General features: G+C 62.7%; 15 protein-coding genes. 14 read left to right on the top strand and 1 reads right to left on the bottom strand.

Features of this window, described 5'->3' with window-relative positions; genetic code table 11:
• Positions 1 to 56 precede the first annotated feature (56 nt).
• The 8 genes from BI343_RS15515 (at position 57) to BI343_RS15480 (ending at position 7,873) form a co-directional block, all read left to right on the top strand.
• On the top strand, positions 57 to 1,022 hold the full coding sequence (locus BI343_RS15515) for an IS5 family transposase (protein ID WP_083340712.1): 966 nt from the start codon (positions 57 to 59) through the stop codon (positions 1,020 to 1,022).
• A 196-nt stretch (positions 1,023 to 1,218) separates the two neighbouring features.
• On the top strand, positions 1,219 to 2,181 hold the full coding sequence (locus BI343_RS15510) for a hypothetical protein (RefSeq protein ID WP_071110382.1): 963 nt from the start codon (positions 1,219 to 1,221) through the stop codon (positions 2,179 to 2,181).
• Between the two features lie 159 nt (positions 2,182 to 2,340).
• Positions 2,341 to 2,724, top strand: a complete 384-nt coding sequence (locus BI343_RS15505) for a hypothetical protein (RefSeq protein WP_211269444.1) — start codon at positions 2,341 to 2,343, stop codon at positions 2,722 to 2,724.
• Positions 2,708 to 4,759 (top strand): EscV/YscV/HrcV family type III secretion system export apparatus protein, encoded by a 2,052-nt coding sequence (locus BI343_RS15500; protein WP_071110380.1) that lies wholly within the window; start codon positions 2,708 to 2,710, stop codon positions 4,757 to 4,759. Before BI343_RS15505 ends, BI343_RS15500 begins: the two co-directional genes overlap by 17 nt.
• On the top strand, positions 4,746 to 6,062 hold the full coding sequence (locus tag BI343_RS15495) for a FliI/YscN family ATPase (RefSeq protein ID WP_071110379.1): 1,317 nt from the start codon (positions 4,746 to 4,748) through the stop codon (positions 6,060 to 6,062). Before BI343_RS15500 ends, BI343_RS15495 begins: the two co-directional genes overlap by 14 nt.
• Positions 6,056 to 6,439: a hypothetical protein gene (locus tag BI343_RS15490; RefSeq protein ID WP_043628920.1), complete on the top strand. Its 384-nt coding sequence runs from the start codon at positions 6,056 to 6,058 to the stop codon at positions 6,437 to 6,439. The genes BI343_RS15495 and BI343_RS15490 overlap by 7 nt, the downstream gene beginning before the upstream one ends.
• A 38-nt stretch (positions 6,440 to 6,477) precedes the next feature.
• Positions 6,478 to 6,972 carry a hypothetical protein gene (locus tag BI343_RS15485; RefSeq protein WP_071110378.1) on the top strand — a complete coding sequence of 165 codons (495 nt, stop codon included), beginning with the start codon at positions 6,478 to 6,480 and terminating at the stop codon, positions 6,970 to 6,972.
• Positions 6,962 to 7,873 carry a hypothetical protein gene (locus tag BI343_RS15480; RefSeq protein ID WP_071110377.1) on the top strand — a complete coding sequence of 304 codons (912 nt, stop codon included), beginning with the start codon at positions 6,962 to 6,964 and terminating at the stop codon, positions 7,871 to 7,873. The genes BI343_RS15485 and BI343_RS15480 overlap by 11 nt, the downstream gene beginning before the upstream one ends.
• A 331-nt stretch (positions 7,874 to 8,204) precedes the next feature.
• Here BI343_RS15480 and BI343_RS15475 read toward each other — a convergent pair whose 3' ends face one another.
• The gene (locus BI343_RS15475) at positions 8,205 to 9,170 is read right to left on the bottom strand and encodes an IS5 family transposase (RefSeq protein WP_083340712.1); all 966 of its coding nucleotides are present in this window, start codon (positions 9,168 to 9,170) and stop codon (positions 8,205 to 8,207) included.
• A 634-nt stretch (positions 9,171 to 9,804) separates the two neighbouring features.
• Here BI343_RS15475 and BI343_RS15470 point away from each other — a divergent pair.
• The 6 genes from BI343_RS15470 to sctE all read left to right on the top strand — a co-directional run.
• Positions 9,805 to 10,770, top strand: a complete 966-nt coding sequence (locus BI343_RS15470; RefSeq protein WP_083340712.1) for an IS5 family transposase — start codon at positions 9,805 to 9,807, stop codon at positions 10,768 to 10,770.
• Positions 10,771 to 10,951: 181 nt separating this feature from the next.
• Positions 10,952 to 11,302 carry a hypothetical protein gene (locus BI343_RS15465; protein ID WP_071110376.1) on the top strand — a complete coding sequence of 117 codons (351 nt, stop codon included), beginning with the start codon at positions 10,952 to 10,954 and terminating at the stop codon, positions 11,300 to 11,302.
• A 20-nt stretch (positions 11,303 to 11,322) separates the two neighbouring features.
• A complete protein-coding gene (sseB, locus tag BI343_RS15460; RefSeq protein ID WP_043628926.1) occupies positions 11,323 to 11,931 on the top strand; it encodes a type III secretion system translocon protein SseB in 609 nt (202 codons plus the stop codon).
• 11 nt (positions 11,932 to 11,942) lie between these two features.
• Positions 11,943 to 12,740 (top strand): secretion protein EspA, encoded by a 798-nt coding sequence (locus BI343_RS15455; RefSeq protein WP_071110375.1) that lies wholly within the window; start codon positions 11,943 to 11,945, stop codon positions 12,738 to 12,740.
• 19 nt (positions 12,741 to 12,759) lie between these two features.
• Positions 12,760 to 13,227: a SycD/LcrH family type III secretion system chaperone gene (locus tag BI343_RS15450; protein ID WP_071110374.1), complete on the top strand. Its 468-nt coding sequence runs from the start codon at positions 12,760 to 12,762 to the stop codon at positions 13,225 to 13,227.
• The coding region (gene sctE, locus BI343_RS15445; RefSeq protein ID WP_083341008.1) for a type III secretion system translocon subunit SseC family protein at positions 13,224 to 14,538 on the top strand (1,315 nt) is incomplete at its 3' end. The genes BI343_RS15450 and sctE, both read left to right, overlap by 4 nt.

Here is a 14,538-nt window from a genome sequence, read left to right as displayed (position 1 = left end):
AAGTCTCCAATCTTCCCGTAAACTGACTCCCCCTCAGTCAGATCCAGGACGCCAGCATGCGACAGCAGATGACCTTCACCGATCTCGAACTCGCCGCTAAGAAGAAGCGCACCCGCCGCGAAATCTTTCTGACAGAGATGGATCAGGTCATGCCTTGGGCGCAGCTCGAAGCCGTCATCGATCCAGTGTATCCCAAGCCTGGCAACGGTCGCCGCCCCTACCCGTTGTCCGCCATGCTGCGCGTCTACTGCCTGCAGCACTGGTACAGCCTGTCCGATCCCGCCATGGAAGAAAGCCTGTACGAGATCGCCTCCATGCGCCAGTTCGCCGGCCTCTCCCTGGACGCCGTCCCGGACGAAACCACCCTGCTGAACTTCCGCCATCTGCTGGAAAAGCACCAGCTGACCCACGCTCTGTTTACCGCCATCCACCAGCATCTCTGCGACAAAGGGCTGATGTTGAAGCAAGGCACCATCGTCGATGCCACCCTGATCCACGCGCCCAGCTCCACCAAAAACGCTCAGGGCGAGCGCGATCCGGACATGCATCAAACCAAGAAGGGCAATCAGTGGTACTTCGGCATGAAGGCCCATATCGGCGTCGACGCCCAGTCCGGCTTGGTGCATCACGTGGCCGGCACCCCCGCCAATGTGGCGGATGTCACGATGGTCGATCAGTTGTTGCACGGCGAGGAAATCGATGTGTTTGGCGACGCCGGCTTTGCTGGCGTGCACAAGCGAGCCGAACACCAATCGCGAGCGGTGCGTTGGTGGATTGCGATGAGGCCCGGCCAGCGCAAAGCGCTGACCGATTCAGCCGACGACCGGCAGATCCAGCTGGGCGAAATGGTCAAAGCCAAGATTCGGGCCAAAGTGGAGCATCCGTTTCGGGTCATCAAGCAGCAGTTTGGCTACCTGAAAACACGCTACCGCGGCTTGAAGAAGAATACCGCGCAACTGATGACGCTGTTTGGGCTGGCCAACATCTGGCTGGCGCGAAAGGCCTTGCTGGCGGCGAGTTGAAAGGGCGGATGGCCGGAAGCATCCGGTCATCCTCATGGCGCGCGATCTAGAATTGGTAGGTCTAATGCAACCGAAGCCCCCGCGAGAAATTGCATTTCTGTTTGCGTGGCAGGTTGTTCAGACCTTCCCTAGCGCAGGCGCCAAAGATTAAAAAAGCTATAGGAAATGACAAGCCACAATCAAGGAGAGTGCAATCATGGCCATTGAAATCATTGTCGGCAAGCAGCAAAATTTCAATTTCAATGAGAGTCGCATCGACAGAATCATCAGCGCGAACACGCTTGCGGAAGCAAGCAAAATGGGATTATGGGACAAGATCAAGGACTACTTCCAAGGCGGGGTGAAAAGGCAGGCGATAGAAACCCTGTTCAACAGCATACACCGACCTTCCGAACAAAACCGGGAACCGTTGGGAATGCTGGAAAAGTTTGAACGCCTGACCGAGCTTGCCCACCCCAGGCACCAAAATGATTTCTTGGTAGATGTCCACGCGCCGGGCAAGGATGGAAAATGGGGATACGCGCTTCGCATCGCCGAGCACACTGTCTACCAGTCCGGCATGCTGGCCGATACCCCGGAGACGCCGTTCAATGATTTCTGCGTCGGCAAGATTGGGATGGAATTCCGCCAGTTCGTCGCTCACCATCCCGATTCTTTTACGCTGGACAGTTATATGGAGTCGAATATCCAGTGCATGAGCGACGACCCGGATACTCAGCAAATGCTGCGGTCAAGCCTGGATGATTCCCGATATGGCCGGGAGAACCTGCTGGCTGTCACAGAGCATGCGGATCCATCCAAATTTATTGCCAGATTCAAAACGGGAGACCTGGTGCTATCCAATCGGATTTCATCAAATATGGAATTCCGCGGCGACCGGCTGAAAAGCGAGCTTTGGCACGGCGACTATCAAAATCTGCGCGATCTATGCGCCAAAGGGCACCTTACCGAACAAGACTCCATGCTGCGCTATGCCGCCACGCCTCAAAAAGAGGCGCTGCGCCAATTGATGGACGATTACGCCCTGGACGCCCCGGATGTGGCGCGCGCCCTACATCAACAGCCTGTGGGCCATACGACTTTGGGCAAGCTATTTGGCATTCCGCAAGCAGTTGTCAACCAGCAAACCCATCTTCACACTCTGCTCTCCCTCGTCTAGGCCAATCAGCCGCCTCGTGGCGGCTGAATCCCCAGCCAAAACCCGCACAGTTCTACCTCCAACCCGCACGCCGTGTTGCGCGCATCGGCAGATCAGGTGTTTACCCTATCCCGCGCGGCCAAGACCAAAGGCATGCTTAGTTCATCGAATCGGAGAGCGATGATGGACCTGCAATGGCAACGACAGTCGGAACTCTGGCTGCGCCTGATGGATGCGCAAGGCGCGTCGGCGTCGTCGAATCTGGCTATACGGCTAGGCCGGGACACCTTCTATCTGGAACAGGATGCCGGCAGGGCCAGGCTGGCCCTATCGCGGCCCATGCGCCGCGAACAAAGCCAGGCGACGCTGCTGCGCCTGCTGGGCCTGCTGCAGCCCGAAGCCGGCGGCGGCGTGCCTTTGCGCGCCTGGATCGCCGGCGGCTGTCTGTGGCTGGCCGCCACCGCCCCGCAGGGCAGCGGAGCCGAGCATTGGGCCAGCCTTTCCCGCCAACAGCGCCGATTGTTGGACCGCGTCATGGAGGACTCGCATGAAAAAGATCAATGACTGGCTGCATGGCTTGCAGTCGCGCCAGGATGTGGTGCTGGCGGCCATGCTGCTGATGGCCATCTTCATGATGATCGTGCCGCTGCCCACCCTGCTGGTGGATGTGCTGATCGCCATCAATCTGGCCCTGTCCATCACGCTGCTGATGATGGCGGTGTATATCCGCGAGCCGATGGAGTTCTCCGCCTTCCCCGCCGTGCTACTGATCACCACGCTATACCGGCTGGCCCTGACCATCAGCACCAGCCGCCTTATCCTACTGCAGCACGACGCCGGCGAGATCGTCTACACCTTCGGCAATTTCGCCGTCGGCGGCAATCTGGCGGTGGGCCTGATCGTGTTCGCCATCATCACCGTGGTGCAGTTCATCGTCATCACCAAGGGCTCGGAACGGGTGGCCGAAGTCAGCGCGCGCTTTTCGCTGGACGGCATGCCGGGCAAGCAGATGAGCATAGACGGCGACATGCGCGCCGGCATCATCGACGCGGCGCAAGCCAAGCGCGAACGCGCCCTGGTCCAGAAGGAAAGCCAGCTCTACGGCGCCATGGATGGCGCGATGAAGTTCGTCAAGGGCGACGCCATCGCCTCCATCATCGTCATCCTGGTGAACATCTTCGGCGGCATCTGCGTAGGCGTGTTCATGCATGAGATGAGCGCGAGCGAGGCCGCCTCCACCTACGCCATCCTGTCGGTGGGCGACGGGCTGATCGCGCAGATTCCCGCGCTGCTGATCTCCATCGCCGCCGGCATCATCGTCACCCGCGTGCCGGGCGAGACGCGGCGCAATCTGGCGGCCGAACTGTCCTCGCAGATCCTGCGACAGCGCCAGGCCTTGTGGATCGTGGCGGCGGTGCTGGCGCTGTTCGCCTGCCTGCCCGGCTTTCCCGTCGCGGTGTTCCTGGCGCTGGCCGCCGCCGTGGCCGGCACCGCCTGGTGGGTATCGCGGCGGGATGGGCGCGACGCCTCATCCGGCCATGCAAGCGACAGCGCGGACGGCGTCGATGCGGCAGACGCCGCGCCGGCCATCGGCGCCATTCCGCTGCTGCTGCGCGTCCACCCGGAACTGGCCCAGGGCGGCGCGCTGGCAGGCAGCTTGAGCGAATTGCGGGGACAAAAGCTGGAGCAGCTTGGCCTGCCCTTGCCGGAAATCCTGCTGCAGGCCGACGCCAGCCTGCCGCCGCGCCAGATGGTTTTCCTGCTGTATCAGGAGCCGGTGCTGCAACTGGAACTGCGCCCCATGCTGCTGCTGGATGCCGCCAGCCCCGCGCTGCCGCAGGCCGCCGCGCGCGACGCGCTGCCATTCGGCGGCATCACGCTGCAATGGATAGCCCCGGATCAGGCAGCCAGCCTGGCCGCGCTGGGGCACACGCTGTATCGCGACGCCGAGCGCGTGGTGCATCTGGTGTCGCTGGCGCTGGACCGTTACGCCGCCGAGCTGATAGGCGTGCAGGAAGCCCGCTATCTGATGGACCAGATGGAGCAGCGCTACGGCGAGCTGGTGAAGGAGCTGCAGCGGCAGCTACCGGTGGGCCGCGTGGCCGATGTCTTGCAGCGCTTGGTTGCCGAAGGGGTGTCCATCCGCGATCTGCGCGCCGTGTTCGAGGCATTGGTGGAATGGGCGCCGCGCGAAAAAGACCCGGTGATGCTGACCGAGTACGCCAGGCTGGCGCTGCGCCGCCATATCGTCGGCCGCCAGCGCCGCGGCCAGCCCTGGATCAGCGCCTGGGTCATCGGCGGCCATATCGAGCAGACCATACGCGAATCCATCCGCCAGACCTCCGCCGGCTCCTACTCCGCGCTCAGCACGGAGGAAAACCAGGCCATCATCGGCGAGATACGGTCCTCGCTGGAAAAAAGCGGCATCGCGGGCATGGCCTTGGTCACCGCGATCGATGTGCGCCGCTTCGTGCGCAAGCTGATCGAGCGCGACCTGTTCTCGGTGCCGGTCCTGTCATTCCAGGAATTGGGGGACGAGGCGGAACTCAAGGTGCTGGGCCATGTGGAACTGATAGGAGACGCCCATGCGACTGCCTGATTACTTCGCCGTGCTGGACGCCATCGAGCCGCCGCAACTGGAGACGGGCCGCGCAGGCCGGCTGGAGGGCAGGCTGTCCGAAGTCGGCGCCACGCTGCTGCGCGCCCACCTGCCCGGCGCGGGCCTGGGAGAATTATGCGCCCTGCCCGACGGAGAGCCGGCGGAGGTGGTCGCCGTCATCGGCGAGGAAGCCTTGCTGTCGCCATATCGCGAGCCCGTCGGTTTGTGCAGCGGCATGCTGGTGCGGCCCAGCGGACGCCGCGCCGACATCGGCGTCGGCGATGCCATGCTGGGTCGGGTCGTCGACGCGCTAGGCCGCCCGATAGACGGCCTGCCGGCCCCGCCGGCCAGCTGCCGCAGGGAAATCGACAGCGATCCGCCCGACCCGATGCAGCGCAGCGTGATCGATACCGCGCTGCCCATGGGCGTGCGCGCCATCGACGCCGCGCTCACCGTGGGCGTGGGGCAGCGCCTGGGCATCTTCGCTCCGGCCGGCTGCGGCAAAAGCACCTTGCTGGGCATGCTGGCCGCCGGCAGCGACGCCGACGTGGTGGTGCTGGCCTTGATCGGTGAACGGGGACGCGAAGTGCGGGAGTTTCTCGAACATGTGCTCAGCGCCGAAGCGCGCCAACGCAGCGTGGTGGTGGTCGCCACCTCGGACCGGCCGGCGCTGGAACGGCTGAAGGCGGCCGCCACCGCCACCGCCATCGCCGAGCACTTCCGCGATCAGGGCAAAAACGTGCTGTTGCTGGTGGACTCCCTCACCCGCTACGCCCGCGCCGTGCGCGAAATCGCGCTGGCGGCCGGCGAACCCATCGTCGCCGGCGGCTATCCCCCCAGCCTGTACGCGCGCCTGCCGCGCCTGCTGGAGCGCGCCGGCCCGGCCGCGCGCGGCAGCATCACCGCCTTCTACACCGTGCTGATGGACGACAAGGCGGACGCGCTGGCGGAGGAGGTCCGATCGCTGCTGGACGGCCATATCGTGCTGTCCCGCAAACTGGCCGAGGCCAATCACTACCCGGCGATAGACCTGCTCGCCAGCGTCAGCCGGGTCATGCATCAAGTGGCGGCGCCCGCACACCGCGAAGCCGCCGCCCGCCTGCGCCAGCTGCTGTCGGCATGGCAGGAGATAGAGCTGTTGGTGCGGGTGGGCGAGTACCGCCCGGGACAGGATGCCGATGCCGACGATGCCATGGCGCGGCGCCCGCGGATCAATCAGTTGCTGCGACAACGCGTGGATGAGCAAGTCCGCCTGGACGCCATGCTGGCCGAACTTGCCGAAACCGTGGGGCTGCCATGTTGAATCAGTTGCTGGACGTCAAACGCCGCCGCGAACGCAGCCTGCGCGCCGCGCTCGCGCGGCTGGCCGACGAAGAGCTGGCGCTGTGCGCGCGCCAGGATGCGGTGCACGCGCGCCGCCACACGCTGTATCAGGAATGGCGATCGCTGGCCAGGCAAAGCGGCTGCTTCGATCACCATGGACTAGAACGGCTGCGCGCCTCGCTGGCAAAACTCGAGGGCGAAGATCAAGCCCTGGCGCGGGAACTGGAAACCCTGGCCGCGGAGCGCGCGCTGCTCACGCAAGCGCGCGCCGAACAAGACAGCCTGCTGCGCCGCAACCTGCGTGAACAGGAAAAACTCGTCTTGCTGCTGGAGTCCGAACACAACCACAAGCATTGAGGCCGCCACGGCAATCGCCAACACGATGAGGCATCACCATGTACGCACCCATAAGCCATAGCGCCAATAGCCGCACCTCGCCGCGCGGGCAAGGAGAGCATGACGCCCATGCGCCGCATCAGGATGACGCCAGGCGCTTCCGCGCCCTGCTGGATGACGCTCAGGCGCATCCCGATATGGCCATGCCCTGGCAGCGTCCGCCCCAGCCGCAGCCTCCCCTCGCGCTGGACGAAACGGAATCGCCGGCCGGCTCGCCCGTGGCCGGCAAGTTGCCCCCTAGGGCGGAAACTCTCCTCCCTCATGCGCCGCCACAATCCCTTGACGAGCAGACGCTCGCCTTGCGCGCCAGCAGCGGCCCGCTGGCTGGACTGATTGTGCAGGCATGCTGGCGGGGAGGCGGACTGGGCCTGCGCCTGTCCGCGCCGCCAGGCGCGCTGGCGGCGCGGCTGGAAAGGGAGAGGCGCAATCTGGAAGCGGCGCTGTCGGCGGCGCTGGGCGTGGACGTCACGCTGGAGGTCGATCATGAGCAATGAATGCCTGCCCGCCACGCTCAGTCTTTTTGAGCTTAGCCGCATCGGCGCCAGCGCGGAACATGAGGGTTGCCGATTCGACAGCGACTTCGCCCAGCCTAGCGGCGACGGCTTGCGGCTGACCGCCCGCAGCGATGGCGAAGACTTGGCCTTCTGGGTGCCGGAAACGGAATGGCGCGACTGGCTGCAGCCGCAGCTGGCCGTGCCGCGCCGCGGACCGATCGATGCGGAACTGCTGCCTCTGCTGGCGGCTTGGACCCTGTCGCCGCTGGATGGATGGCTGCAGGCCACGGGCCTGCCGGGCCTGGTTGCCGCCGCGGTCGATAACGGCGACGCGCCGCCACCCGGCTGGAGATTGACGCTGAGCATGGGATCACGCCGCTTGCCGCTGTACCTGGAACAAGCCCCGGCGGGCTGGCTGCAGGCAATGCTTACGGCGCTGCAGCCATCGCCGCAAGGCGAGCATGAACTGGCGCTGGCCCTGGGCTGGTGCGTGCTGACTGAGCCTGACTGGGCCGATGTCGCGGTCGGCGACGCCCTCCCCATCATTGGCATGGGAGACTCGCTTGATGCGTTTTGGCTGCACCCCCAGGCCTGCCCGGGGCGAATTCTATTGCGGGAGTCTGGCGATGCCGTCGCCGATGGCGCCGCGCTGCCGCTGGGAGAACCCTCCGCGGGCGAATGGCGTCTAGCGGTGGAAGCGGGACGCGCCCGTTTCTCGGCCCTCGACCTGGCGGCCTGGAGACCGGAAGCGCAGCTATTCCCGCGCGCCGCGGCCTACCCCGCCTTGCACCTGACTCGGCACGGCAAAACCTTGGCGTTGGGACAGCTGCTGCGGCTCGATGACGGCTGGGCGGTGCGCATCGCCTCGCGCGCAGGTGAAGCGCTGGGACAGAACAGCTGACGCTTGCCGAGCGGCCATGCCGCGCAACAAAAACCGACTGTCCGCGATCGGACCGCGGCAGTTGACTCCTGCCCTCTGTCAGCGGGGCCGGCAACTGCCCAGGCCCGGAGCGTGCTGCGCCATCATGCGGATGCCGGCCTGGCACAACCGGCAATGGCTGAATGCGGCTTTTCTCATCCTCAAGATTTAAACCGCTTTTGCAAGGGAAGGTCTGAACAACCTGCCACGCAAACAGAAATGCAATTTCTCGCGGGGCTTCGGTTGCATTTCACCCACCAATTCCAGATCGCCCGCCATGAGGATGACCGGGTGCTTCCGGTCATCCGGCCTTTTAACTCGCCGCCAGCAAGGCCTTTCGCGCCAGCCAGATGTTGGCCAGCCCAAACAGCGTCATCAGTTGCGCGGTGTTCTTCTTCAAACCGCGGTAGCGTGTTTTCAGGTAGCCAAACTGCTGCTTGATGACCCGAAACGGATGCTCCACTTTGGCCCGAATCTTGGCTTTGACCATTTCGCCCAGCTGGATCTGCCGGTCGTCGGCTGAATCGGTCAGCGCTTTGCGCTGGCCGGGCCTCATCGCAATCCACCAACGCACCGCTCGCGATTGGTGTTCGGCTCGCTTGTGCACGCCAGCAAAGCCGGCGTCGCCAAACACATCGATTTCCTCGCCGTGCAACAACTGATCGACCATCGTGACATCCGCCACATTGGCGGGGGTGCCGGCCACGTGATGCACCAAGCCGGACTGGGCGTCGACGCCGATATGGGCCTTCATGCCGAAGTACCACTGATTGCCCTTCTTGGTTTGATGCATGTCCGGATCGCGCTCGCCCTGAGCGTTTTTGGTGGAGCTGGGCGCGTGGATCAGGGTGGCATCGACGATGGTGCCTTGCTTCAACATCAGCCCTTTGTCGCAGAGATGCTGGTGGATGGCGGTAAACAGAGCGTGGGTCAGCTGGTGCTTTTCCAGCAGATGGCGGAAGTTCAGCAGGGTGGTTTCGTCCGGGACGGCGTCCAGGGAGAGGCCGGCGAACTGGCGCATGGAGGCGATCTCGTACAGGCTTTCTTCCATGGCGGGATCGGACAGGCTGTACCAGTGCTGCAGGCAGTAGACGCGCAGCATGGCGGACAACGGGTAGGGGCGGCGACCGTTGCCAGGCTTGGGATACACTGGATCGATGACGGCTTCGAGCTGCGCCCAAGGCATGACCTGATCCATCTCTGTCAGAAAGATTTCGCGGCGGGTGCGCTTCTTCTTAGCGGCGAGTTCGAGATCGGTGAAGGTCATCTGCTGTCGCATGCTGGCGTCCTGGATCTGACTGAGGGGGAGTCAGTTTACGGGAAGATTGGAGACTTGTTCAGACCTTCCCAAGATAAAGAGTTCGGGACCATTCATTCATGCCAGCGCGAATTGCATTGGCCTGGGCTGCGGAAGAAGTCGCTTTGAAATCCATGCCTTGCCGCATGATTTTCTCTGACTGCCTGGCGATTGAAAATATGCATGACAGCCACTCCCTATCCCATGAGCCATGCCGCATCTTTCGAAAATATGTTGATGTTTCATAATTTGACCAGCCTCGTCGAATATATGACACAAGCAAAAACATTTCCCTTCTGAAAATGGAAGCGCAATCGCGCTCCCAAGCGTTGAAATTACCCAACCTCCTCTTGCGGCTTTTTCATATCGCCGAAGCAATATAAAAACCTGCCTCAAATAGCGCCCCTTCCCTTTTCAGCGTCGCCATTTCAGGTATTCACCTTATCCCGCCTCCGTATTTGACGGATAAAAATGAATACCGAAACGCATGAAAATCATGCCGACAAAACACCAAAGAAAGCGCCGCTTTTCGAAAGTTAAGCCCTAAGGAAGGTCTGAACAAGTCTCCAATCTTCCCGTAAACTGACTCCCCCTCAGTCAGATCCAGGACGCCAGCATGCGACAGCAGATGACCTTCACCGATCTCGAACTCGCCGCTAAGAAGAAGCGCACCCGCCGCGAAATCTTTCTGACAGAGATGGATCAGGTCATGCCTTGGGCGCAGCTCGAAGCCGTCATCGATCCAGTGTATCCCAAGCCTGGCAACGGTCGCCGCCCCTACCCGTTGTCCGCCATGCTGCGCGTCTACTGCCTGCAGCACTGGTACAGCCTGTCCGATCCCGCCATGGAAGAAAGCCTGTACGAGATCGCCTCCATGCGCCAGTTCGCCGGCCTCTCCCTGGACGCCGTCCCGGACGAAACCACCCTGCTGAACTTCCGCCATCTGCTGGAAAAGCACCAGCTGACCCACGCTCTGTTTACCGCCATCCACCAGCATCTCTGCGACAAAGGGCTGATGTTGAAGCAAGGCACCATCGTCGATGCCACCCTGATCCACGCGCCCAGCTCCACCAAAAACGCTCAGGGCGAGCGCGATCCGGACATGCATCAAACCAAGAAGGGCAATCAGTGGTACTTCGGCATGAAGGCCCATATCGGCGTCGACGCCCAGTCCGGCTTGGTGCATCACGTGGCCGGCACCCCCGCCAATGTGGCGGATGTCACGATGGTCGATCAGTTGTTGCACGGCGAGGAAATCGATGTGTTTGGCGACGCCGGCTTTGCTGGCGTGCACAAGCGAGCCGAACACCAATCGCGAGCGGTGCGTTGGTGGATTGCGATGAGGCCCGGCCAGCGCAAAGCGCTGACCGATTCAGCCGACGACCGGCAGATCCAGCTGGGCGAAATGGTCAAAGCCAAGATTCGGGCCAAAGTGGAGCATCCGTTTCGGGTCATCAAGCAGCAGTTTGGCTACCTGAAAACACGCTACCGCGGTTTGAAGAAGAACACCGCGCAACTGATGACGCTGTTTGGGCTGGCCAACATCTGGCTGGCGCGAAAGGCCTTGCTGGCGGCGAGTTAAAAGGCCGGATGACCGGAAGCACCCGGTCATCCTCATGGCGGGCGATCTGGAATTGGTGGGTGAAATGCAACCGAAGCCCCGCGAGAAATTGCATTTCTGTTTGCGTGGCAGGTTGTTCAGACCTTCCCTAAAGACCGGCCTAGCATTCGGCAAACCTACCCAATAAAGGGAGAAATAAACGATGAGCCAAACCGCTATTCAGCCGCTGCAACACCTGATGCAAGACCTGCAGAAACGCCAGCAAGGACTAGGCGAGCAATTACAGGCTTTTCAGCTTCTGCAGCAGGAAATCGCCGCGCTCAAACAACGCGCGCCGCAGGATGCCCAGGCTCGCCAGCGGCTGGAGCGCCTGTCGCGCGCCATGCAAGGCGAACTGGCCCCACTCAATCAACGGCTGTCCCAGTGCGTGGAGAGCCTGCAGGGCAATTTCAAATCGCTTGAGGCATCGCTCAAGCAAGCGGGAAGCGGCGGAACAGACAAGCCCGCCGCCGCCCGCAAGGCAGGCCCGATGCTGGGCCGCAACTTCATCTGACCATTCAGGAGAAATTCATCATGACATTCGCCACCAACTTCGCCAGCAGTTCGCCCATCGTCAACCAGGACTACAACAACTACGTCGACAACAAAGCCGGCCAAGGCGACTCCATCATGTCGCAGGGCATCTCGGTGCTGTACAAGTTCATGACCTTGTTCTCGGACCTCGCCCAGGGCAAGTATGACCAGATGAGCGCCAAGGCCGACCGCGCGCGCGATTCCCAACAAGCCGCCAACCAGGTGGACTCCATCATTGCCCAACTGAAAGATGCGGGCAGCACAGGCAGCCTGCCCAAGGAAGTCATCGACTACCTGAGAAGCCACAACATCAGCGTCACGGTGCAGAACGACGGCAAGAACACAAGCGGCAGCATCGACGACTACCTCAAAAGCATAGGTTGCAAATTCGACGACCAAGGCAACGCCACCGGCCTGAACAAAGGCCAGCTGGACGTGATCAAGGGCGCGCTGGAAACCGACTCCGGCCGCTGCTCCGACTTCGTCACCCAGGCCCAGCTGCAAATCCAGAAAACCATGCAGTCCTACAACGTCTGCGTCAGCCTGATCAACAGCATGCAGTCCCTGCTGGCCGAAATGAACAAGTCCATCGCCCAGAACATCCGCTAAGGACGCGCGCCATGAGCATAGCAAGCAGCTTCGCCGGAATCGGGGGGGTTTCCGCCAACCCCGACTACGGCGCCTATGTCGACCGCAAGGCCGGCCAGGGCGATTCCATCATGTCGCAGGGCATTTCGGTGCTGTACAAGTTCATGAGCTTGTTCTCCGACCTTGCCCAAGGCAAATACGACCAGATGAGCGCCAAGGCCGACCGCGCGCGCGACTCTCAGCAAGCCGCCAACCAGGTGGACGCCATTCTTTCCCAATTGGCCAATGCCGGCGACAAGGCGCCGCTGCCGCCGGAAGTGATCCAGTACCTGAAGGATCACAACATCGCGGTGGGCGGCAAATCCATCGACGACTACTTGAAGGCGAATAACCCAGCGCTGCCGTTTCTGGACAAGCTGCGCGAGAAAATCGCCCAGGCCGGCCCGGAGGGCATGCGCTCGGACAGCTGGCAAGACGTGGTCAGCTATATGGACGAGCACGGCATCAAGGTGGATGGCCAGAAATGCGCCGACTACATCTGGGGATTGCCGGAAGTGGGTCAGCGCAGCTACCAGAACATCAGCCGCGAGCACATGCAGCATATCGCCGACGTGCTGGCCGAATCCTCCGGCGGTTTGGACAAGGGCCAGCTCAATGAAATCAAGGGCGCGCTGGAAACGGACTCCGGCCGCTGCTCCGACTTCGTCACCCAGGCCCAGCTGCAAATCCAGAAAACCATGCAGTCCTACAACGTCTGCGTCAGCCTGATCAACAGCATGCAGTCGCTATTGGCCGAGATGAACAAGTCCATCTCGCAAAACATCCGCTAATGCCAACAAGGAGAAGGACATGACCGAGCAAGACGACCTCGATACCGTGCGCGACTTCTTCAATCAAGGCGGCACGCTGCAGGCGCTGGTCAATCTGGACCCGGCCGATCTGGACAGCGTCTATTCCTATGCCTGCCAGTTGTTCGACGCAGGCGACTATGCGGGGGCCAAGCGTTTCTACCTGATGCTGGCCCGACTGTCGCACTGGCAATTCGACTACTGGCTGGCCTTGGGCCTCGCCTGCCAGCGCCTGTCGGAACACGAGGAAGCCGTGTTCAGTTTCGGGCAAGCCGGGCTGTTGCGGCTGGATGACCCGCGCCCGGCCTATCTGGCCGGACTCAGCCACCAGCTGGCCGGCCACCCCGAGCAGGCGGGCAAAGCCTTCGCCGCCGCGCTCAAGTGGTGCGCCAGCAAACCGGAACACGCCGCGATCAAGGCCGAGGTCCTGCGCCAGGCCGCCCTTCTCCCTCAGGAGGAACACGCATGAACACCATCATCGACAACTTCTCCCCAGCCGGCCTGGGGGATGCCCGGCGCACGGAAGACGCCCCGCCAGCCGGCAACGCCGGCCGGGTAGGCGCGGGCGCGCTGGACCCGCTCGCCGCCCCTGGCCCGCGCGACCAACAACGCGGCCAGGAGCATGCTTTCCAATCGCCGCCGCGCCCGCGAGAGTCGGTAACGCTGCGCCTGGCCGAAGGCGCGCTCAACCGGATTCTGGACGCCTTCGGCCCGCGCGTGGACGGCAAGCCCATCACGCTGGCGCAGCTGGAACGCACGCCGATGGAGGCGATGAGCCTGGCCGCCGCCCTGCTGGGCGTGAAATCGCTGGGCGACAACGCCGACCTCAAGTCGCTGGCTTTGGAAATCCGCACCCAGGGCGCGGAAAACCTGCGCCTGCGCCAGAACGAGGACCTGCGCAAACAGATAGACAAAGCGATAGAGGACCAGAACAAGGCGCAAAAAGCCGGCATCTTCTCCGCCATCGTCGACTGGATCGTCTCGGTGGCCGAGGTGATCAGCGGCGTCGCCAAGATCATCGTCGGCGACGTGGCCGGCGGTGCCATGGATTTGGCGGCCGGCTGCTCCGGCCTGGTCAAGGCATTTGCCGAAACCATGGCCCTGGTTTCAGACGGCGACGCCGCAGCAAAGTGGAAAGAAGTGGCCGACATCGCCGGCAAGATCCAGCTGGGCTTTGAAATCGCCGGGATGATGGTGGACATCATCAGCGTGGGCCGCGGCGTCATGGCCGCCAAGTCCATGGCCAAAGCCACCGAAACCGCCATGGAGAAAGGCGCCGGCGAGCTGCTGGAAAACACCATCAAGCAGACCAGCGGCGCGGCCGGCAAGGAAGTGGCGCAGGAAGTCATCAAGGATGTCGCCAAACAGGTGGCCTCCGATGTGGCGGCGGAAGTCTCGGAGCAAATCGCCAAGAACATCGCGGAGCAGACTACCCGCTTCCTGGGCCAGGGCCACTTGCTGGAAGCCTTCAGCAAACAGGCCATAGAACAGATGGTGGCCCGCGCCGTGGAAACCGTGGCGGAAAAGGCCCTCAAGACCGGCGCCGAAACCACGGCCAAGGAGTTGACGAAGTCAGTGGTCAAGGAGGTGCAGCGCGAAGTGGTGAAAGCCGCGGTCCACGCCAGCCTGATGAGCGCCGCCAACACCGCCAAGGCCGTGACGCGCGCCAGCCTGCAAGGCGCCAACGGCGTCTTCCAGGGCGAAATCGCCAAGGAGCGCGCCGAGCTGCAAAAAGTCGTGCAGCAACTGATGGCGGAAAGCAACTTCATGCAGTTCATGC

The sequence above is a fragment of the Chromobacterium amazonense genome, assembly GCF_001855565.1.
Taxonomy (GTDB): Bacteria; Pseudomonadota; Gammaproteobacteria; order Burkholderiales; family Chromobacteriaceae; genus Chromobacterium; species Chromobacterium amazonense.
Note: the sequence above shows the minus strand (reverse complement) of the source record. Positions and strands in the feature narration are given on the sequence as shown.